Source organism: Frondihabitans sp. Leaf304, from assembly GCF_001423105.1.
Lineage (GTDB): Bacteria > Actinomycetota > Actinomycetes > Actinomycetales > Microbacteriaceae > Frondihabitans.
The window spans coordinates 346,564-366,521 of record NZ_LMNV01000005.1 but is presented as its reverse complement, the minus strand read 5'-3'; the positions used below and the strand labels follow the sequence as shown (position 1 = coordinate 366,521).

The 19,958-nt window shown below is 65.4% G+C and carries 20 protein-coding genes; all 20 read right to left on the bottom strand.

Annotation, left to right across the window (positions count from 1 at the left end; genetic code table 11):
* Window positions 1-50: 50 nt before the first annotated feature.
* Window positions 51-1,025: a DNA topoisomerase IB gene (locus ASF54_RS15165; protein WP_055964956.1), complete on the bottom strand. Its 975-nt coding sequence runs from the start codon at window positions 1,023-1,025 to the stop codon at window positions 51-53.
* Window positions 1,026-1,127: 102 nt separating this feature from the next.
* Window positions 1,128-1,346, bottom strand: coding sequence for an Rv0909 family putative TA system antitoxin (locus tag ASF54_RS15160; RefSeq protein WP_055964952.1), 219 nt, complete (start codon window positions 1,344-1,346; stop codon window positions 1,128-1,130).
* Between the two features lie 200 nt (window positions 1,347-1,546).
* Window positions 1,547-2,737 (bottom strand): elongation factor Tu, encoded by a 1,191-nt coding sequence (gene tuf / locus ASF54_RS15155; RefSeq protein ID WP_055964949.1) that lies wholly within the window; start codon window positions 2,735-2,737, stop codon window positions 1,547-1,549.
* A gap of 161 nt (window positions 2,738-2,898) precedes the next feature.
* Window positions 2,899-5,013, bottom strand: coding sequence for an elongation factor G (gene fusA / locus ASF54_RS15150; RefSeq protein ID WP_055964947.1), 2,115 nt, complete (start codon window positions 5,011-5,013; stop codon window positions 2,899-2,901).
* A 124-nt stretch (window positions 5,014-5,137) separates the two neighbouring features.
* The gene (rpsG, locus tag ASF54_RS15145; protein WP_055964944.1) at window positions 5,138-5,608 is read right to left on the bottom strand and encodes a 30S ribosomal protein S7; all 471 of its coding nucleotides are present in this window, start codon (window positions 5,606-5,608) and stop codon (window positions 5,138-5,140) included.
* Window positions 5,608-5,982, bottom strand: a complete 375-nt coding sequence (rpsL, locus tag ASF54_RS15140) for a 30S ribosomal protein S12 (RefSeq protein ID WP_055964941.1) — start codon at window positions 5,980-5,982, stop codon at window positions 5,608-5,610. Before rpsL ends, rpsG begins: the two co-directional genes overlap by 1 nt.
* Before the next feature lie 269 nt (window positions 5,983-6,251).
* The gene (locus ASF54_RS15135) at window positions 6,252-6,722 is read right to left on the bottom strand and encodes a CBU_0592 family membrane protein (RefSeq protein WP_157510225.1); all 471 of its coding nucleotides are present in this window, start codon (window positions 6,720-6,722) and stop codon (window positions 6,252-6,254) included.
* Between the two features lie 154 nt (window positions 6,723-6,876).
* On the bottom strand, window positions 6,877-7,329 hold the full coding sequence (locus ASF54_RS15130) for a DUF6121 family protein (protein ID WP_157510224.1): 453 nt from the start codon (window positions 7,327-7,329) through the stop codon (window positions 6,877-6,879).
* A gap of 182 nt (window positions 7,330-7,511) precedes the next feature.
* Window positions 7,512-8,315, bottom strand: coding sequence for a hypothetical protein (locus ASF54_RS15125; RefSeq protein ID WP_162237149.1), 804 nt, complete (start codon window positions 8,313-8,315; stop codon window positions 7,512-7,514).
* Window positions 8,312-9,187: a hypothetical protein gene (locus ASF54_RS15120; protein ID WP_055964930.1), complete on the bottom strand. Its 876-nt coding sequence runs from the start codon at window positions 9,185-9,187 to the stop codon at window positions 8,312-8,314. The genes ASF54_RS15125 and ASF54_RS15120 overlap by 4 nt, the downstream gene beginning before the upstream one ends.
* Entirely contained in the window at window positions 9,184-10,233 is a 1,050-nt protein-coding gene (gene pilM / locus ASF54_RS15115) for a type IV pilus assembly protein PilM (protein WP_055964927.1), read from the bottom strand. Before pilM ends, ASF54_RS15120 begins: the two co-directional genes overlap by 4 nt.
* 46 nt (window positions 10,234-10,279) lie before the next feature.
* A complete protein-coding gene (locus ASF54_RS15110) occupies window positions 10,280-11,110 on the bottom strand; it encodes a prepilin peptidase (RefSeq protein WP_055964924.1) in 831 nt (276 codons plus the stop codon).
* Window positions 11,107-12,954, bottom strand: a complete 1,848-nt coding sequence (locus ASF54_RS15105) for a hypothetical protein (RefSeq protein ID WP_055964922.1) — start codon at window positions 12,952-12,954, stop codon at window positions 11,107-11,109. The genes ASF54_RS15110 and ASF54_RS15105 overlap by 4 nt, the downstream gene beginning before the upstream one ends.
* Window positions 12,954-13,664 carry a prepilin-type N-terminal cleavage/methylation domain-containing protein gene (locus ASF54_RS15100; RefSeq protein WP_055964920.1) on the bottom strand — a complete coding sequence of 237 codons (711 nt, stop codon included), beginning with the start codon at window positions 13,662-13,664 and terminating at the stop codon, window positions 12,954-12,956. Before ASF54_RS15100 ends, ASF54_RS15105 begins: the two co-directional genes overlap by 1 nt.
* Window positions 13,664-15,031 (bottom strand): hypothetical protein, encoded by a 1,368-nt coding sequence (locus tag ASF54_RS15095; protein WP_055964917.1) that lies wholly within the window; start codon window positions 15,029-15,031, stop codon window positions 13,664-13,666. Before ASF54_RS15095 ends, ASF54_RS15100 begins: the two co-directional genes overlap by 1 nt.
* A gap of 90 nt (window positions 15,032-15,121) precedes the next feature.
* Window positions 15,122-15,586 (bottom strand): prepilin-type N-terminal cleavage/methylation domain-containing protein, encoded by a 465-nt coding sequence (locus ASF54_RS17020; protein ID WP_084816338.1) that lies wholly within the window; start codon window positions 15,584-15,586, stop codon window positions 15,122-15,124.
* Between the two features lie 227 nt (window positions 15,587-15,813).
* Window positions 15,814-16,281, bottom strand: a complete 468-nt coding sequence (locus tag ASF54_RS17015) for a type II secretion system protein (RefSeq protein ID WP_055964914.1) — start codon at window positions 16,279-16,281, stop codon at window positions 15,814-15,816.
* Between the two features lie 238 nt (window positions 16,282-16,519).
* On the bottom strand, window positions 16,520-17,002 hold the full coding sequence (locus ASF54_RS17010) for a type II secretion system protein (protein ID WP_055964911.1): 483 nt from the start codon (window positions 17,000-17,002) through the stop codon (window positions 16,520-16,522).
* Window positions 17,003-17,043: 41 nt separating this feature from the next.
* Complete coding sequence (locus ASF54_RS15075; RefSeq protein WP_157510222.1) at window positions 17,044-18,270, bottom strand: type II secretion system F family protein; 1,227 nt, start codon at window positions 18,268-18,270, stop codon at window positions 17,044-17,046.
* A complete protein-coding gene (locus tag ASF54_RS15070; RefSeq protein WP_326934342.1) occupies window positions 18,270-19,883 on the bottom strand; it encodes a type IV pilus twitching motility protein PilT in 1,614 nt (537 codons plus the stop codon). Before ASF54_RS15070 ends, ASF54_RS15075 begins: the two co-directional genes overlap by 1 nt.
* Window positions 19,884-19,958: the final 75 nt, after the last annotated feature.

Sequence of the window (19,958 nt, the reverse complement as noted above, 5' to 3'; positions counted from 1 at the left end):
CGCGCAACACGAAAGTCGCACAAACTTCAAGATTACGCGACCCGAGGGCATCACCGGTACAGAAGGGAACGAACCTCTGACTCCACGGCATGCACCCGGGCCGGATCGATCGTCTCACCCTGACGGAAGAGGTCGACGAGACGCGGGTCGACATAGCTGGCGCGGGCAACGGACGGCGTATTGCCGAGCACAGCCGACGCATCGCGCATCGCCTGGGCCACCGCCCGCTTGCGCCCGGTCTCGGAAGTCTTCGGCCCGGATCTCGCCAGGCTGATGGCCGCCGCAGCCGTTCCGTGGAGCGTTCGGAAGTCTTTCGCCGTGAACTCCCCGCCCGTCCGCTCGTGCACGTAGGCGTTGATGTCGACGGCGTGCAGCGGCCTCCACGCCGCGCCTTGCTCGGGCCGGTAGGCGAGGAGCCGAGCACGCCCACCCCGAGACTTGAGGCCGCGGATGATCGAGGCGAGCTCGGGATCCTCGATTTCGCTCTCCCACTCCTGACCGCTCTTCGCCGGAAAGGCCAGCCTGATGCTGTCACCGCTGACAGTCGCGTGCGAGCAGAGCAGGGTGGACAGCCCGTGGCTGCCGTGGGCGGTCGCGTACTGCTCTGAGCCGACGCGCAGCGAGCCCGTGTCGAGCATGCGGAATGCCGCCGCCAGAGCCCGGAGGCGATCCGGCTCGTCTCGCCGGAGGTCGAGTGTGACGAACCGACGCGCGGTCGGAAGCGCCTCGGCGAGAGAGAGCGCCCGGTCGAACTTGATCCGGTCTTTCTGCTCGCGCCAGGTGGGGTGGTAGATGTACTGGCGCCGACCGACACCGTCGATACCGGTCGCCTGGATGTGTCCGTTGGGGTAGGGCGCGATCCACACGTCTTTCCACGCGGGCGGAATGGCGAGGGATTCGATCCGAGCACGCAATTCAGGATCCGAGACGGTCACGCCCGCATCGTCACGGTACGTGAACCCGCGGCCGGCCTTGACCCGGGTGACACCCGGTCGGGAGGAGTCGGTTCGGCGCAGTCGAGGCATGCCGACGAGTCAACTCCCCCGCGCCGGAGAACAGCTGCGGGAGCACGACACCCGAGCGAACGACGAAGGCCTCCGACGGACATCGTCGGAGGCCTTTGGCGGCTATGCGCCGTCGTTGCCGATCTTCTTGTCGGCTGCGTCGCGCGCTTCTTGGATCTTGTCGTGGTGCTTACCGCCTGTGGCCTTGTCGGCTGCACTGGCCACGGCGTCCAGGATGCTGTCGCTGATGCCCTCCGCCTTATCGCTCTTCAGGGCGTCGGTGACCTTGTTGTCTTTCAGAAACTCTTGCGCCTTCTTGGTGACGTCGTCGAACCCAGCCATATGCGTTCCTCCCTGAACCGGTCGGCACCTCCGACCCGTGCCGACAATCCTGCACCGACCCGACGCGCGGGTCTAGGGCGACAACTCTTCTCTCAGGCGATGGTCCGGGTACGCCAAAGCGGGTCGGACCCGAAGGCCCGACCCGCTCAGGGTGATGCGTGTCTACGACGCGTCAGAGAATCTCGAAGAAGTCGGAAGGACTACTTGTTGATCTTCGTGACGGTGCCGGCGCCGACGGTACGGCCACCCTCGCGGATAGCGAAGCGGAGGCCCTCCTCCATGGCGATCGGCTGGATCAGCTCAACGCTGATCTCAGTCGTGTCGCCGGGCATGACCATCTCGGTGCCCTCGGGCAGCGTGATGACGCCGGTGACGTCGGTGGTGCGGAAGTAGAACTGGGGACGGTAGTTCGCGTAGAACGGGTTGTGACGGCCGCCCTCATCCTTCGAGAGGATGTAGACGTTCGCGTCGAAACCGGTGTGCGGCGTAACCGAACCGGGCTTGACGATGACCTGGCCGCGCTCGACGTCTTCGCGCTTGGTGCCACGAAGAAGAAGACCGGTGTTGTCGCCGGCCACAGCCTGGTCGAGCAGCTTGCGGAACATCTCGATGCCGGTGACGGTGGTCTTGGTCGTCGGGCGGATGCCGACGATCTCGATCTCCTCGTTGACGTTGAGCTGACCGCGCTCGACACGACCGGTGACGACGGTGCCACGACCGGTGATCGTGAAGACGTCCTCGATGGGCATGAGGAAGGGCTGGTCGAGGGCACGGATGGGGTCGGGGACGTTCTCGTCCACGGCCTCCATCAGGTCGGCAACCGACTTGGCCCACTTCTCATCGCCCTCGAGCGCCTGAAGCGCCGACACCTGAACGACGGGGGCGTTGTCGCCATCGAAGTCCTGGCTGGAGAGCAGCTCGCGAACCTCGAGCTCGACGAGCTCCAGGATCTCTTCGTCATCGACCATGTCGGACTTGTTCAGCGCGACGACGATGTAGGGCACGCCGACCTGGCGAGCGAGCAGCACGTGCTCACGCGTCTGGGGCATGGGGCCGTCGGTAGCGGCAACCACGAGGATCGCGCCGTCCATCTGAGCCGCACCGGTGATCATGTTCTTCACGTAGTCGGCGTGGCCGGGAGCGTCGACGTGAGCGTAGTGACGCTTCTCAGTCTGGTACTCGACGTGCGAGATGTTGATCGTGATACCACGAGCCTTCTCTTCGGGCGCGTTGTCGATCTGGTCGAACGCGGACGCCGTGTTGAGGTCGGGGTACTTGTCGTGCAGAACCTTGGTGATCGCCGCGGTGAGCGTCGTCTTGCCGTGGTCAACGTGACCGATGGTTCCGATGTTTACGTGCGGCTTGGTCCGCTCGAACTTGGCCTTCGCCACTGTGGGTCCTCCTCAGGACTCGGGAGCAGTTGCCCGGCCGGGCCCGTGAAGGCCCGTCTCCGGGGAACTGCGCTTTGGTGTATTCACATGCTACGCGGTCGAGGCTCGACCCCGCATTTCGGGCGGTGCGCTCTGTGGAGAACGCACCACCCTGGGGTGGGCTACTCGCCCTTGTTCTTCGCGATGATCTCGTCGGCGACAGCCCGGGGGACCTCCGCGTACGACTCGAACGTCATCGAGTAGACGGCACGACCCGAGGTCTTCGACCGCAGGTCACCGACGTAACCGAACATCTCCGACAGCGGAACGCTGGCCCGAACGACCTTCACACCACTGGCGTCTTCCATCGAGGCGATCTGGCCACGACGAGAGTTGAGGTCGCCGATGACGTCGCCCATGTACTCCTCGGGCGTACGGACCTCGACGGCCATGATCGGCTCGAGCAGCACGGGGCTGGACTTGCGTGCAGCCTCCTTGTACGCGATCGATCCGGCAATCTTGAACGCCATTTCAGACGAGTCGACATCGTGAGCAGCACCGTCGAGGAGCAGCGCACGAACACCCACGGTGGGGTAACCGGCGAGGACACCGACCTGCATGGCGTCCTGGATGCCGGCGTCGACCGAACCGATGTACTCGCGCGGAACGCGACCACCGGTAACCTTGTTGACGAATTCGTACGTCGACTCGGCCGTGACCTCGAAGGGCTCGAGAGCGATCTGGACCTTAGCGAACTGACCCGAACCACCCGTCTGCTTCTTGTGGGTGTAGTCGTAGCGCTCGATGCCCTTTTTGAGCGTCTCGCGGTAGGCGACCTGGGGCTTGCCCACGTTCGCCTCGACGTTGAACTCGCGCTTCATGCGGTCGACCAGGATGTCGAGGTGAAGCTCGCCCATTCCCTTGATGACCGTCTGACCAGTCTCGGCGTTGAGCTCGACGCGGAACGTCGGGTCTTCTTCGGCGAGCTTCTGGATGGCGATGGAGAGCTTCTCCTGGTCTTGCTTCGTCTTCGGCTCGATAGCAACCTCGATGACGGGCTCGGGGAAAGTCATCGACTCGAGGACGATCTGCTCGCTCGGGTCGCACAGGGTGTCACCCGTGGTCGTGAACTTGAGACCGATGACCGCGTAGATGTGACCAGCGGTCACGCCATCGACGGGGTTCTCCTTGTTGGAGTGCATCTGGAAGATCTTGCCGATGCGCTCCTTCTTGTCTTTCGTCGAGTTGATCACCTGGGCGCCGGACTCGATGGAACCCGAGTAGACGCGAACGTAGGTGAGACGACCGAAGAAGGGGTGCACCGCGACCTTGAAGGCGAGAGCCGAGAACGGCTCCGACGACTCGGGCTTGCGGATGATGATCTTCTCGGCGTCGCGGACGTCGTGGCCCTCCATGGGAGGCACGTCGAGCGGCGAAGGCAGGTAGTCGATGACGGCATCGAGCATCGGCTGGACTCCGCGGTTCTTGAACGCGGAACCACAGAAGATCGGGTAGAGCTCGGAGTTGACGGTCATCTTGCGGACCGCACCCTTGATCTCGTCGACCGTCAGCTCTTCGCCGGCGAAGTACTTCTCGAGGAGAGCATCGTCGGACTCGGCGACGGTCTCGAGCAGCTTCGCGCGGTACTCGTCGGCCTTCTCTTTGAGGTCTTCCGGGATGGGCTCGATCTCGTACTTCGCGCCCATCTCGACGTCACCCTTGGCGTCGCCGCGCCAGGTCAGTGCGCGCATCTCGACCAGGTCGACGACGCCCTCGAACGAGGACTCCGCACCGATCGGGAGCTGCATAACCAGGGGCTTGGCGCCGAGGCGGTTGATGATCGTGTCGACGGTGAAGTAGAAGTCGGCACCGAGCTTGTCCATCTTGTTGACGAAGCAGATGCGCGGCACGTCGTACTTGTCGGCCTGACGCCAGACGGTCTCGGACTGGGGCTCGACGCCCTCCTTGCCGTCGAAGACGGCGACGGCACCGTCGAGGACGCGGAGCGAACGCTCCACCTCGACCGTGAAGTCGACGTGACCCGGGGTGTCGATGATGTTGATCTGGTTCTTGTTCCAGAAGCACGTCGTAGCAGCCGACGTGATCGTGATGCCACGCTCCTGCTCCTGAGCCATCCAGTCCATCGTCGCAGCGCCGTCGTGGACTTCGCCGATCTTGTGGGTGATGCCCGTGTAGAACAGGATGCGCTCGGTGGTCGTCGTCTTGCCGGCATCGATGTGCGCCATGATGCCGATGTTGCGGACCTTGTTCAGGTCGGTGAGCACGTCCTGTGCCACGGGTTCCTCCGATTGGGGGGTTAGAGAGTGTGGTTACTGCGGGGCGGCGACCCGGTGCCGATCGGCACTGAGTCGCCACCCGCAGAGGTGGTGCCAGCGGTGCAGCACTACCAGCTGTGAAGTCTTACCAGCGGTAGTGAGCGAACGCCTTGTTCGACTCGGCCATCTTGTGCGTGTCTTCGCGACGCTTGACAGCAGCGCCGAGACCGTTCGACGCGTCGAGGATCTCGTTCATGAGACGCTCGGTCATCGTCTTCTCGCGACGGGCCTTGGCGTAGCTGGTGAGCCAGCGGAGAGCCAGGGTGTTGGCACGGTGAGGCTTGACCTCGACGGGCACCTGGTAGGTGGAGCCACCGACGCGACGCGAACGGACCTCGAGGGTCGGACGCACGTTGTCGAGAGCCTTCTTCAGCGTGGCGACGGCGTCCTGGCCGTTCTTCGCGGAGACACCGGCGAGGGCACCGTAGACGATGCGCTCGGCGAGGCCCTTCTTGCCATCAAGAAGGATCTTGTTGACGAGCTGGCTGACGATGGGGGCGCCGTAGACGGGGTCTGCGACGACGGGACGCTTGGGAGCGGGACCCTTACGAGGCATTACTTCTTCTCCATCTTCGCGCCGTAGCGGCTGCGAGCCTGCTTGCGGTTCTTGACGGCCTGGGTGTCGAGGGCGCCACGAACGATCTTGTAACGGACACCGGGGAGGTCTTTCACACGACCGCCGCGAACGAGCACCATCGAGTGCTCCTGCAGGTTGTGGCCTTCACCGGGAATGTACGCGGTCACCTCGGTGCCGTTGGAGAGCTTCACACGGGCGACCTTGCGGAGCGCGGAGTTCGGCTTCTTGGGGGTGGTGGTGTACACACGGGTGCACACGCCACGCTGCTGGGGGTTGGCCTTCAGGGCGGGGGCCTTGGTCTTGACGACCTTCGGCGTGCGTCCCTTTCGGACCAGCTGCTGAATAGTTGGCACTGGTTCTCCTTGACTTGGTACTTCTCGGTGTTCTGGCCGGCCCGGTCGGACGGCTTCCTCATCTCTGGAGCACGACAGTCACACTTCGAAATAACGAAGAGTGGTCGTCGCGCGTCTCCCCCAACCAGCGCACTATGAGTGCACAGCACCTATGACACACGGTGGGGCCCGATCGGTTCGGCGAGAAGTTCGCCACTCCGAAGAGACGGTTAAACGGGCGCGCCGCTAAGCGCACACCCGAGCAAGACTATCCCGTCGCCAGGGCAAGATCAAACGGGCTCAGCTGCGCTGCCGGCGAACCCGTGCTGCGCCTCGGCCTGACGGGCCTCGGTCGCACGAGCATCGACCTCGTGCTGAACGGCGGCGAGCGCCACGATGGCGAGAGCCGCGGTGACGACGGGGACGGAGTCGGCGAGGGTCGGGGCGGCGACGTGCTGGAGTTCGTCGGCGCGGATCCTGCGCTCTGTCTCTTCGAGGCCGGCGGCTTCAGCGGCCCGACGGGCTGCGGCACGGGCACGCAGCATGCGCGTGAGGACGACGGCGGCGATGATCGCCCACACGCCGTTCACGACCGCGGAAGGCCAGGCGCCGTGGGCTGCGACGTTGAGGGAGATGAACAGGGCTCCGACCAGATTGCTGAGCTGATACACCGGCCCGTTCGACAGTCGTCCGAGTGAGAAGAGGCCGTAGCCGCTGAGGATGACGGCAGCGCCGACCCAGCCCAGGATGGAGAGAAACACGCTCAGATACTCCTTGTCGTGCGAGCGCGACGAAGCAGCCAGGAGATCTCTGGCGCCTCGGGGGAAGGTGCCCGGACGAGAGCCGAGCGACCAATTGTAGGCACGCTCGCAGCGCGGTTTCGACACCCCGAGAGAGGGTGTTTCGACGTGTATCTCAGCGACCCTCGCGATGGCGTTCGGCCCGGTCGAGGAGCAGGGTTCCGGCGACCACGATCGCCGCCCAGACGGTGGTCGCGATGACGAAGGTCGACAGGGCATACCGGCCGGTGAACAGCACGAGCCAGACCGCTTCGCTGCGCCTCAGCGAGTAGAGCACCGCCCCGACGGCGAGCATGGCGACGTAGCTGGTGGCCAGTGTGATCAGTGCGGAAGCGAGGATCTTGGGCTGTCGCCTTTCGGGCTCACGCTCGGCGACCCCGAAGCTCCGCGCCAGCACGAAGAAGACGGTCGCCATCGAGGCGAGCACCATGGTTGGCCCGAGCGTCGTGCCCGCATCGGATTCGACGATGAGGTCGCGGCCGGTGACGTAGAAGATCAGACCGGCGGTGAGGACGACGAGCGCCAGGTGCGTGACCGTGGCCACGAAGGCGAGGAGGCCGCGGGACATGAGGTCAGGGTACGCGGGGGTGGGGCGGGTCGCCTGGTCGCCGGGGACGGTGATCGTCCAGGATGTGCTGATGTTCGGGCTGCGCCACCAGCAGATCGGGGACACTCACGCGCAACGGCGGCAGAGAAATGCCACGGGTCGGTCGATCGGGACCTCCGACCGACCCGTGGCGGCTTGTGCCCCTACTTGCCGGCGGCGGTGTCGGTGGAGGAGCTGGCTGAGGCCGCGTCGGCCGCGGTGGAGGTGGTGGACTGCTGCGTCTCTTGGACGGAGTTGGCGTCGGCGAGGGCGTAGACCAGGCCGCCGAAAGTCCAGTTGATCGTGTCGGTCGCATTGACGGAATCAGTCGTCGACTCCCCGCCGGTGTCCGAAGATCCCGCCGCGCTGGTGATGTTGGTCACCAGGAACAGCCGATCTCCGTCGCGCATACCCTGGAGAAACGCCAGGGCCTGGGCATAGGTCCCCTGCACAGACACCGTCAACGGGATCGTCGTGAAGTTCGACGGGGTGATCAGCGAATCGGTCGTCGCGATGGGTGCGGAGGGTGTCGCGGATGCGCTCGGGGACGGTGTCGCCGTCGCCTCGCTGGTACCAGTGGATGCCGCGGCAGCGGGCGCGGCTGCGGCCACCGGCGCCACGTAGGCCGAGGCGGACCCGAACTGGATATTGCTCAGCGTTGCCTGGGACGACTTGGCGACGCCGTTCAGCTCGGTGATGAGCGAGCCCGTCTCGACGTCGGCGGGAACGGACTGCTTGAGGTCGGCCAGTTCGCTCTTGAGGTCGTCGAGAGAGTCGTACTGCTTTTTGAGCGAAGTCAGGCTGGTCTGAAGCTGAGCGTTCTGGGCCGTCACCGAATCCTCGGTGGCGCGAGCCGTACTGGCGGCATCGAGTTGGGGCTTGACTCCGAGGAGGAAGCCTCCCGCGACGACCACGATCGCGGCGACAACTGCGGCGATCATCATGAGGCGATTGCGATCCACGGTCACTTACCTTCCTTCGTGTAGGCGTCCGAGAAGGCCTTCTCGTCGATGTGGACGACTACGCCTGCCGTATAGACACCGGTCTGCAGCTGGATCGTTCCCGCCTGGGCGTCCGTGTAGCCGGGCAGAGTCGCCAGCTTGGTCAGCCAGGTGGGAACGGACGGGAGCGACGTGCTCGTCGCGGAGAAGGTCAACGTGGCGACACGCTGCCCCTCGAGAGGTGTGGTCGCCTGCGCGTAGGACGCGACTGGCGACGCCGAATCGATCGTGACAGTAGCTAGAGTCATGCCGCTCGGGAGGGTCGCCTGCACCTTGGCGAGGTACGCCGGCCAGTTGATGTCGGTCGAACCGCCGACCTTGCGCGCTGCATCGATGAGGTCGACCTGCCCCTGAGTGGTCTTGACCGCCGAGTACTTCATCGTCTGCGACGCCAGGAAGGACGTCTGGTTCTGGGCCGAGGCGAGAGTCGCCTCGCTCCCCTGGGCGTAGAGGGCGGCGGTTCCGCCCGCAACTACGACGAGGATGGCCAGGCCTGCAACGGCTGTCCAGGCGCGACGCACATGAACGGCGGCGCGACGCTCGGCACGAACCTCGGGCGGCAGGAGATCGACTCGTGGAAGCCCGCCGATTGCGATGATCCCGCGATTTGGTTTGGGCTGCTTCGGCGGGGATGCCTCTCCAGCGGTCTGGGGCGCTGCCACCAGGCTCGCCGCCGCCGCGGGCGGTGCCGGCACGAGAGGAACGTCTGCGGTCGATCGGCGGGTGCCCTTCGGCGCCTTGGTGCCTTTTGTCGCTTTGGGGCTCTTCGCCGCCTTGGCTGAAGCCGGACCGCGACCTTCAGCAGCGAGCTGCGCCTGCTTGGTCAGATAGAACTTCATGCTGCGCTCCCCAGAGCGAGTCCGAGGGCGACGGTCAACGACGTGACATTCGACCGGACATCGGCCTCGGACGCCGAGCGCGCGAAGGAGACCCCCTGGAGGGGGTCGGCGGCCACGACGGGGATTCTGGTCACCTCGGCGAGGGCCTCGGGAAGGCCTCTCAATTGAGCGCCACCTCCGGACAGGACGATGTGAGTGACGTGCTCGGTCGGCCGCGTGTTGGCGTAGTAGCTCACGGTGTTGCGGAGGCTTCCCAACAGTTCGTTGACCGTCTCGAAGATGACGGCGGATGCGGTCTTGTCCTCTTTGGTGGCCGAGCTCGACACGAGACCCAGCGTGCGCTTGGCCCCTTCGGCCAGTTCGCGCGGAATCTCGAGGCGCGAGGCGAGATCGTTGGTGATGTCGTCACCGCCCGACGGGATGAGGCGGACGAACTGGGGGACGCCGTCGGAGACGAGTACCACCGAGGTGGTCGAGGCGCCGATGTCGATCAGCGCGACAGTGCCCGTCAGGCGAGCACGGTTGACGAGCAGGCGCGACACGGCGAAGGGGATGAGGTCGACCCCGACAGCATGGAGACCGGCGAGCTTCGAAGCACGGACGTTGCCGAGCACAGCGTCTTTGACGGCGGCGATGAGCAGGCCGTTGATGACCGGGCCGTGCTCCCCGATGCCCTCCGACACCGGGTAGAAGTCCAGGAGCGCATCAGCAACCGGAATCGGAAGCATGTCCTGCACTTGAAAAGGCAGAGCCTCCTGGATACGGGCCTTGGAGGCCTTGGCGACTGTGAGATCGCGCGCGAGAACCCGCTGATTGCCCATCCCCAAGACCACCTGCTTGCTCTTGAAGCCTGCCTGCGACCAGAGCGCCCTCATACTCTGGGCGACGGTCTGCGGCTCGATGACCTCTCCGCGGCTCACTGAACCGGCCGGCAGCGGTACCTCGCCGAAGCGCACGAGTGTGGGCCTGGCCGAGGTCGGGTTGGCGATCTCCACCGCGCGCAGCGAGGCTGCGCCGATGTCGACGCCGACGATGGACTTACTCATTGGTTCTCCAAGGACGAAAGGCGGGGGTCGGGCGATGCCGTGGACATCACGAGGCCAGACCGAGCAGTGCGAGGTAGCCGTTCCAGACGGCTGGACCGGCGAAGACGCCGAACCACGCGCCGACGAGCATCCAGGGACCGAAGGGGATCCCGCCCTTCCTCCCCATGCGCTTGAGGGCGATCAACACGATGGAGAACACTCCACCGAAGAGGAAGGCCGAGAAGCCTCCCACGATGAGAGGGCCCCACCCGAGGTATCCCAGATAGAGGCCAAGGAGGCCTGCGAGCTTCACGTCGCCGAAACCCATGCCTGCCGGGTAGAGGAAGGCGGCGATGAAGTAGAAGGATCCGAGGATCACGAGACCGAGACCGGCGCGGCCGAGGTCACCCCAGCTGCCGGAAAGCAGCGATGAGGCTGCCAGGAGCGTGGCACCGACCGCGTACGACGGGTAGACGATCCGATCGGGCAGCCGGTGGTGTTCGCCGTCGATGATCCCGAGCGCCATGCTGACGGCCGCGAGGTACAGGAAGGCGGCGATGAGAAGGATCCGGGCGATGAACGGTCCTGATCCGAGCGATTCCCCGCCCACCGGCCAGAACCGGATGGCCACCACGACGAAGAAGACGCCGGTGGCGAATTCCACGAGCGGGTAACGAGCGGAGATGGGGGTGCGGCAGTCGCGGCAGCGCCCACGCAGGACGAGCCAGCTGAGGATGGGCACGTTATCGAACGGACGGATCTCGGAATGGCAGGTCGGGCACGCGCTCGCCGGGTGCGAGACGGACATGCCGGCCGGTACGCGGTAGACAACGACATTGAGGAAGGAGCCGATCACGAGGCCGAAGACGGCAGCGAGGACGGGGAGCGCGACGATCACAGGTTCGCTCCTGTCGCCGAGATCGCTGTCTTGGACTCCGTGACCTGGGTGATGCCGTACGTGGTCGAGACCGGCGAGAGGAACTTCGGCGGGGCTTGGTAAGCCATCCGCTGGTCGTACAGGTAGTTCTTCGTGTAGCCGGAGACGATCGCTCCGCCTGACGTGGTCGCCACAGCGCCGCGGAATTTCTGCGCGATGGCCCCGAGCACGTTGAGCTTGCCCTTCGGGTTACCGCTGTCAGCGCTGTAGTTCTGCACGGTGAACGAGTGGAGGACGCTCATGACGGCCGCGTCGATAGTCCTATCGGACTTGCTCTGATCCAGGAGATCGGCGGTATGGGTCGTCGAGCAGGTTTTTGTCGGCTGCCCGGGGCAGGCGGCCGTCGTCGTGTAGTTGCCGATCGGGTTGTAGACGATGACGTTGTTCTCGCCAATGAGTCCCAGCATGTCGCTGGATGGGTCGCTGTAGAGGATATCGCCGGCCACGTAGAGGTAGTTGTTGGCTGCGACGGTCGCGTTGCCGTTGATGGTGCCCTGAACGAACGCGTCGCCGTTTGTGCAGCTGTAAGAGGAGCTGGAGGGCGCCGTCTCGTTGACCGCCGGGTAGCCGACGCCATTGCCGGTCGTCGTACCGTCGGCACCGGTGCAGGTGTAGTTCTTGGGAGTCTTGCCCTTCCAGTAGTTCGGGTCGCCGCTTCCGGCCGACTGCGGAACGTTCTGGACGTAGATGAGGTTGCTGTCGATCACAGGCATCGTCTGGCCGCCGGGGCTGCCGAGCGTGTTGCCACTGGACGAGTAACCGGGTGTTCCGCAGGCGGCCGGGGTGCTGCCGTCGGTGACCGGGTTGCCCTTGATGTTCGTCGCGATGGTCCACGGCGAGTAGACGGTCATCTTGCCGTCCGATGTGAACTTGATCGTCGTGGGCCCCGTGTACAGGCATCCCGGGCGAGGCACCGTCGATGCGGTGAGGTCGGAGCGGGTCTCCTGGATCAGGGATCCGATGGTCGACGGCATCTGGACGACCTGCTTGTATTTCGGGCTGCCTGTGACAGCGAACTTCGGTGCTCCGCAACCGGACGGGGTGGCGTACCGGGGAGCGATCGGGTTCGCTGTCGTCACAGAGTCCGCGAAAGTCGTGCCGCAGATGTACATGGTGTCGTTGCTGTGGGCCGGGCCGTTGATGACGTCGGCGGCGCCGAACTGGATCGTCGTGCAGTTCGGGCGGCCGTTGGCGACCGCCCAGGCGTAGGCGGCTGTGCAGCCGCTGGTCAGCGCAGGATCGCTGATCTCGTAGTCAGTGAAGTAGAGGAAGTCCAGGAAGCCCGACTGCTTCAGGTTGGCGATCACGGTGCGCGTGACGTTGCCGACCCGGCCCGTCGACTGGAGACGCAGGATGCCGTTGCTGGAGTAGCTCGAGTTGTCAACCTGATAGCGGTATGTCCCCGAGGATGGGTCGGACGCGTCGACCTTCGCCCAGGCGGTGGCCACCGTCCCGGTGTCCGCCCCGAGCCCGAACGCCGGGTTGTTGTTCGTGCCGGTAAACGTGCTGCCCGTGCTGAACGTGTTGCCGAGCGCGCCGTACTGGCTATAGGCGTTGTCGTTGGCCAATTTCGACTGGTAGTCCTCGACGCCCGCGTAGGCGGCGGCGCCGGCGGCGTTCCAGTTCGCATCGTAAACGGACTTCTGAGCGCCGGAGACCGAGACCGAGACGATGGCGCCGCTCATGAGCATGAGGACGGTGCCGAGGATGATGACGGTGGCTAACGCCATCCCGCGCTCGTCGTCGCGTGCGCCGACGACACGGAGGAGGCGCCTACCGATGCGTGCCCTGAGAAGCTTCAACATCAGTTCGTCCTTGCGACGTTCAGGTTAGGGAGGCCGACCGTGTTGGTCAGCAGCGTCGACTGGTTGGCGCTCGAGGTGGCGCCGAACTGCAGCGAAATCTTAACCGCGGCGACATTGACCACCTGCGCCGAGGGCAGCACGCCGGCGGCGGCGGAGATTGCCACGCCGGTCGAGTCGAGATACGTGAAGATGCTCGGGCCCCCGGCCGCAGGAAGGACCACGGGGGTGCCGAGGATACGGCTCGTGCAGGAGGTCGCACAGGTCGCCGCCGACGGGAACGTGAAGTAGCCACCGGACGCCGTGGCCGACCACTTCCACTCGACGAGATTTTTCGACGCATCGACGAAGAACTGCACCCGGACGGGCGCGAGCGTCGACGACGTCAGGTTGACGTAACTGTAGACGGTGAGCGCGTTGTCGTTCGCTTGGGTGAACGCCGGGTCGGACAGCGTCTGGTTCACCACGGCGTTGGTGGAGGCGCCGCGCAGCACGCGGGTGAGCTCGTCCATGGAGTTGGCCGCGGTGCGGTTCGTCGAGTCGACGGTGCGGTTCGTAATGTTGGCCCGGCTGGCGTTGACGAGGAACCCGCCGGTCATCGCGAGGAGGAAGCCGAAGACCGTCATCGAGACGAGCAGCTCGGCGAGCGAGAGGCCTCGCTCCGACGTTCGTCGGTCCGCGATGACGGAGAGGCGGCGGTGAATTGCCCGCATCACGGGGTCACCCCTCTCGGATCGAGTGTGACGGTGCTGCCGTTGACGGTCCCGCCGGTCAGGACGGCGTTCGACCCGGGCGTGATGCCGAGGAGACCGCCGAGCGTCGAGAACTTCCAGGTGCCGAACGGAAGCGCGAGAACGGGCGAACCGGAGATTGCGTTGAAGGTGTACTGGACCCCGGTCTGGCAACCGGGGTCGCCATTCGCCGTCGAGTTGACCGAGGTCGCGATGATGCCCGTGAGCCCGAGGGTGTCCGGCAGCTTCACGACGCCCATGGGAATGTTGACCGGCGAGGTCAGTGCACCCGGAGCCCCACCCGTAGTGAAGCTCGCACCGACCTTGTTCGAGGCGTTCTTGGTCGTCCAGTTTGCCGGATCGACGTTGAGGCAGGATGCGATCGCCTTGTTGTCCTTATCGGTGAGCCCGCTCGGCACGAGCGCCCCGGTCTCGTAGGTGTACGACGAGAAAGGGAAGAGGGTGACCGGGTTGGTGCTGCCCGGCTGGAAGGTGTCGATGCCGCCGGTGGTCGAGTTGAAGGTGAGGTCGAGATTCGTCGGGAGCGCCGCATTGCCGGAATAGTTCGAGGCGTAGTTGAGCTTGAAGGTCGCGGCTGTGTCGTAGGTGAAGGGGACGGTGGTCGCCGTCCCGGCGATGGCGACGGCCGGCGTGAACGATGGGTTGACGACCTGGTTGATATCGATGCCGTTGGTCTTCGTGATCGCGACCTTGTAATTGCCGGGCTTGACCTTGAGCGCGTAGGTGCAACCGTTGGCGTCCGTGGCCGCTGGCGCGGCAACTGTGTCCGCGCCGTTCGGGTTGGTCGACGTCGGAGCGACCGTCACCGCAACGCCGGGCAGGCCGGCACCGTTCGCGCCGGTGACGGCGACGATGATCGTGCCCAGGGCCGGGTCGTTGATGCGGCTGTTCGGGGCGAGGACGGTGGACGAAGAGACCGAGCCGGATCCTCTTTGCCCGTCCCAGGTCACGTTGTCGCGAACGGTCTTGAACTGGAGGGTTCCGGTTCCAGAGCCGCATGCGCTGGTTGCGGTCGAGGAGCTGTTCCACGCGACGGTGCGGGTGAGGTGGTAGGTCGTGCCCTGGACGGTGGCGTCCCACGCCTTGCTCTGCACAGAGAAGACGTCGGTGATCGAGCGCTGCAGGTCAAGATCCTGCGCGATGAGGTTGGCCGCGGTGGTGCGCGCGCGGCCGTCGCGGGTCAGGAGGAGCGAGTTCGTGATTGTGGCGGCGACGCCGACGGCGATCATCGAGAAGACCATCATCGCGATGATGACCTCGACGAGGCCGAGGCCGGCTTCGGGGTCGCGGTCGACGATGGCGCGGAGTCGGCGGCTGATGCGGTTCATTCGTGGTCACCTCCTGAGGTGGTCGTCGCTGGCGGATTCGGGCGGTTCGGGGCAGACGCTGTGTCGGGCGCCTGCCCCGCGGCATGCTTCTTACGGCTTGACGGTGGGGCTCGTGCAGGTTGTGGGGATGGTGCCGCTCAGCTTCGTCACTCCGGACGAATCCGTCGCGTAGTAGACGTCACCCGAGGCGCTCCAAGCGGACACGCAGAAAGCTGTTCCGGTTGTCTTCAACGTGATGGTGCCGGTGTTCGTCCCTTTGGTGAATCCCGCGTCGCTGATGTTGGTGACACCGCTCAGGTCTGTCGTCGAGGCAGGAAGGCTGCCGCTCGTCGTCTGGATCGAGATGACGGCAGTCTTCGCGTTGGTCAGATCCGACTGCGTGGCGGAAGCCTTGGCGTTGTTCTGTACGCCGAGGTACACCGGGATGGCGATCGCGGCGAGGATGCCGATGATGATGACGACGACGAGGAGCTCGATGAGCGTGAAGCCCTTGTCGCCATCCTGCGTGAGGTTCTTACGGCGAGCGTTGAGCTTGCCCATGAGTGTTGCGTACATGTTCTCGTCCTGTCGGAGATGAAGGGAGTGGGAGGGGTGGCGGCAAGCTCGGCCTGCCACTACTGACGCTATTTGCGGGGGAAGGGGTACAGAATCCCGCGTCCGGGGGGTTCGGCCCGATTTCCTGACCCCAGTCCGGGGCAACCCCGAGAGCCGCCCTCGTGATAACCCGCAAGGGCGGTCCCGCATCAGCGGAACCGCCCCTCGATGGCTCAGTGAGGTAGGGATTAGCCGGCGACGAAGGCTCCACCGGTCGAGCAGGTGCCCTTGGCGACACCGAGCTGGTCGGTCTCGGCAAACGAGACACCCGAGCTCGAGTCGCCTTGAACGCAGTAGGCGTTGGTGCCGTTCATGATCATCTTGATCGTGGTCGTGTTCGATCCGCGAGTGGCACCGGCGCCGGTGAGGGCGGACGTCAGGTCAGACGTCGAGTTGTAGGTAGCAGCGAGAGTCGAGACGGTTGTTCCGGACGTCTGGAGGCTAACGACGGCGGTCTTGAAGTTCGTCAGGTCGGACTGCGTGGCGGAGCTCTTCGCATTGTTCTGCACGCCGAGGTACACGGGGATCGCGATGGCGGCGAGGATGCCGATGATGATCACGACGACCAGGAGCTCGATGAGTGTGAAGCCCTTGTCGGCGTCCTGGGTGAGGTTCTTACGGCGAGCGTTGAGCTTGCCCATCAGTGCTGCGTACATTTTGAATCCTGTCGAGGGAGGGAGGGGTGATCGAGGAGGCAAGCCCTGCCTGCCGAGATAGACGCTACGAGCGCGGGATCGGGGGGAGAATCCCGCATCCGGGGGGTTTCTCAGCAAACCCTGGCCCCAGTTAGGGGTAACAGAACCCCCGATCAGGGGCCAGTTGACCGTGAGCGGCCAAAGAAAAACCTCGGCACCCCGTGGGGCACCGAGGCTTGAGCAGCTTTCACCTGATGGGTCAGGGCGCGGAGGTGACATTCGTCGTCGAGAACAGGCCGGCGGTCGTGCAGGAGCCCTTGGCGACTCCGAGCAAATCGGTCGCCGCGAAACTCTTGCCCGACTTCGAGATTCCGAGGAGGCAGTAGCTCGTGCCGTTCGGGTAGAAGGTCAGGCTCGTCGTGCTGGACCCGAGTGTCGCCCCGGCCTGACTGGTGGTGGTGTCGAACGCCGCCGTGGAAGTCCAGGTCGTCTTGGCCGCGGCCAGCGCCGAACCGTTGCTCGTCTGGATGCTCACCGCAGCCGTCTTCAGGTTGGCGAGGTCCGACTGAACACCGGAGTCCTTCGCGTTGTTCTGCACGCCGAGGTACACGGGAATCGCGATGGCGGCGAGGATGCCGATGATGATCACGACGACCAAGAGCTCGATGAGCGTGAAACCTCGGTCGGGATCCTGAAGCACTGTTTTTCGGCGCCGCTGGAGGGCGGTGAGGAGCGTGGTCACAAAGGGTCCGTTCGGGTGGCGGGTGAGGGGGCGAGCCGAGCTCAGTGGATCAGCGACGTGATCTGGAAGATCGGCAGGTAGAGGGCGACGATCATGCCGCCGACCACGACGCCGAGGAAGGCGATCAGGAGCGGCTCGATGAGGGACGTGAGCGCCTCGGTCGTCGCCTGCACTTCGGCGTCGTAGAAGAGCGCGATCTTCTCGAGCATGGTTTCGAGGGATCCTGCGTCTTCTCCGACCGAGATCATCTGCGTGACCATCGCGGGGAACACACCGGCCTCCGACAGCGGCACGGCGATCGACTCGCCCTGGCGCACCGACTCGGCCACCGTGACGAGGGCCTTCTGCAGCACGTAGTTGCCCGAGACCTCCCCCACGATGCGGAGGGCGGTCAGGATCGGCACACCGGCGCCGATCATGTTCGAGAAGTTGCGGCTGAAACGTGCGATGGCGATCTTGCGGATCAGCGGGCCGAAGACCGGCAGCTTGAGCTTGAGCGGGTCGACGACGCTACGGACCTTCTCGGTGTTCTTGTTGACGCGCCACCAGGCCGAGAAGGCGAGGAGAGCGACAGCCCCGATGGGAACGACGTAGACCATCGCATGCGAGGCGTAGACGAGCAGCTGAGTCGGCAGGGGAAGCTTGCCCCCGAGCGACGCGAACATGCTGCTGAAGATCGGCACGATGAACGTCAGCATCACGATGACGGCGATGATCGACATCGCCAGCACGACGACCGGGTAGGTCATCGCCGACTTGATGGTGCCGGTCAGCTTGACCTCCTTCTCGAAGTTCGTCGCGAGCGAGTCAAGGGCCGAGTCGAGGAACCCGCCCGTCTCACCGGCGCGGACCATGTTGATCATGATCGGCGGGAGGTACTGCGCGTGCTTGCCGATGGCGTCGGAAAACGACACACCGGTCTCGACGTCCTCGCGCACCTCGGTGAGGATCTTGGCGAGCTTCTCGTTCTCGGTCTGCTCGGAGAGGATCGAGAGGGTGCGCAGCAGCGACAGACCCGACGAGATCATCGTCGACATCTGGCGGCTCATGATCGCGAGGTCTTTGAGCTTGACGCCCTTCGAGAAGCCGGGGATCGAGATCTCGCGCTGGAGACCCGTGCTGCTCGACTCCGAGATCGCGATCGGCGCGACGCCCATGGTGCGGAGGCGCGAGACGACCGCGCCCTCGCTCGAGGCCTCGACCTTCCCCTTGACGACCTTGCCGGCGGAATCGCGCCCCCGGTAGGCGTAGGTCAGACTGGCGGCCATCAGTGCTCACTCCTCGAGAAGGCGTCACCGAAATCGATGCCGCCGGCGTCCATGCCCGTGCCGGCGCCGGTGTCGGTGCGCGTGACGAGGCGGTGGAAGCCCTCTTCGTCGTGCACCTTCTCCATGGCCGCCTTGAGCGTGATCTTTCCGGTGTTGACCAGGTCGGCGAGATCCTGGTCCATGGTGTGCATTCCGAGTTCGCGGCCGGCCTGCATCGACGACGAGATCTGGTACGTCTTGCCCTCGCGGATGAGGTTGCCGACAGCCGGCGTCATCATCATGATCTCGGTGGCCACGATGCGCCCGCGACCCGTGGCACGCGGAACGAGGGTCTGGCAGACGACGCCGCGCAGGGTGGCGGCGAGCTGCGTCCGCACCTGATCCTGCTGGTGCGGCGGGAACACGTCGATGACGCGGTCGATGGTCTGCGCAGCATCCTGCGTGTGCAGGGTCGCGAAGACGAGGTGGCCGGTCTCGGCGGCGGTCAACGCGACCGAGATGGTCTCGAGGTCGCGGAGCTCGCCGATGAGGATGACATCAGGATCCTGGCGCAGCACGTGCTTGAGCGCATTGGCGAAACTGTGCGTATCTGCGCCCACCTCCCGCTGATTGACCAGGGCCTTCTTGTGGGTGTGCATGAATTCGATCGGGTCTTCGACGGTGACGATGTGGTCGGCACGCGTCTCGTTGACCAGGTCGATCAGGGCCGCGAGAGTCGTCGACTTTCCGGATCCGGTCGGTCCGGTCACGAGGACGAGCCCGCGGGGCAGACCGGCGAACTTGCCGATGACCGGGTCCATGCCGAGCTGGTCGAGCGTCTTGATCTCGGTGGGGATGAGACGGAACACGGCGCCGAGCACGCCGCGCTGCTGGTAGAAGTTCACGCGGAACCGCGACTCGGGCGAGAGCGTGTACGCGAAGTCGAGCTCGAGCTCGGTGTCGAATTGATCCTGACGGTCGGCCGTCAGGAGGCTGGCCAGGGCCTGCTGCACTTTCGCGCGATCCCACGGCTCCGGCGACATGGCCGGCTGGAGGTGCCCGTCGACCCGGATGGTGGGAGCGGCGTCGACCGTGATGTGGAGGTCGGACGCGCCCTGGTGCACGACCTGGCAGAGAGCCTCGATGAGCTCCTTGTCGGCGTCGGTGCGAGCGTGGTGGCTGAGCTCGATGCCGGCGGTAGCGCCCAGGGGGTCGAATGCTGCGGTGGCTGGCGCGGATCCTGCGCTCTCGATGCGGTGGACCGGTGCGGCGGGAGCCGGGGTGAACGGGGTCGTCGCGGGGACGGCCGCCGGCGACGGGAACGACGACGTGGGCCACACCGGAGCATCGGTCGGAGCGGGAAGGTCGAACACCCGGGGCGAGTCGGGCGCCGGCGGGAGGCCGGCGGAGCGGGAGTCGAGCATCGCGGCGGACGCCGGAACGACCAGGTCGGGGAACGCCGTCACGCCCGGCGACAGCGGCGACGACGGCTGCTCGCGAGCCCAGCGCCGGCTGCCGACGGGGGCGGGCGTCCAGCCACCGGCGGGAGCCGCATCGGCGGCGTCGTCGAGGGAGTACACGGGACGCGAAGTGCCGTTCGGCGGCGTCTGCGGATCGTAGAGCGAGTCACTCATCGTGGGTGTCCGTTCGTGGGGGTGATCGTGATCGTGCGTGGCCCAGCGCCACGTCGGGGTCGTCCTGGCTCGCGC

Excerpts from the sequence above, each read along its gene's own strand:
- ASF54_RS15165 (WP_055964956.1), bottom strand. The coding sequence starts at position 1,025 with ATGCCTCGACTGCGCCGAACCGACTCCTCCCGACCGGGTGTCACCCGG.
- ASF54_RS15160 (WP_055964952.1), bottom strand. The coding sequence starts at position 1,346 with ATGGCTGGGTTCGACGACGTCACCAAGAAGGCGCAAGAGTTTCTGAAA.
- rpsG (WP_055964944.1), bottom strand. The coding sequence starts at position 5,608 with ATGCCTCGTAAGGGTCCCGCTCCCAAGCGTCCCGTCGTCGCAGACCCC.
- ASF54_RS15130 (WP_157510224.1), bottom strand. The coding sequence starts at position 7,329 with ATGTCCCGCGGCCTCCTCGCCTTCGTGGCCACGGTCACGCACCTGGCG.
- ASF54_RS15120 (WP_055964930.1), bottom strand. The coding sequence starts at position 9,187 with ATGAAGTTCTATCTGACCAAGCAGGCGCAGCTCGCTGCTGAAGGTCGC.
- pilM (WP_055964927.1), bottom strand. The coding sequence starts at position 10,233 with ATGAGTAAGTCCATCGTCGGCGTCGACATCGGCGCAGCCTCGCTGCGC.
- ASF54_RS15105 (WP_055964922.1), bottom strand. The coding sequence starts at position 12,954 with ATGTTGAAGCTTCTCAGGGCACGCATCGGTAGGCGCCTCCTCCGTGTC.
- ASF54_RS15100 (WP_055964920.1), bottom strand. The coding sequence starts at position 13,664 with ATGCGGGCAATTCACCGCCGCCTCTCCGTCATCGCGGACCGACGAACG.
- ASF54_RS15095 (WP_055964917.1), bottom strand. The coding sequence starts at position 15,031 with ATGAACCGCATCAGCCGCCGACTCCGCGCCATCGTCGACCGCGACCCC.
- ASF54_RS17020 (WP_084816338.1), bottom strand. The coding sequence starts at position 15,586 with ATGTACGCAACACTCATGGGCAAGCTCAACGCTCGCCGTAAGAACCTC.
- ASF54_RS17015 (WP_055964914.1), bottom strand. The coding sequence starts at position 16,281 with ATGTACGCAGCACTGATGGGCAAGCTCAACGCTCGCCGTAAGAACCTC.
- ASF54_RS15075 (WP_157510222.1), bottom strand. The coding sequence starts at position 18,270 with ATGGCCGCCAGTCTGACCTACGCCTACCGGGGGCGCGATTCCGCCGGC.
- ASF54_RS15070 (WP_326934342.1), bottom strand. The coding sequence starts at position 19,883 with ATGAGTGACTCGCTCTACGATCCGCAGACGCCGCCGAACGGCACTTCG.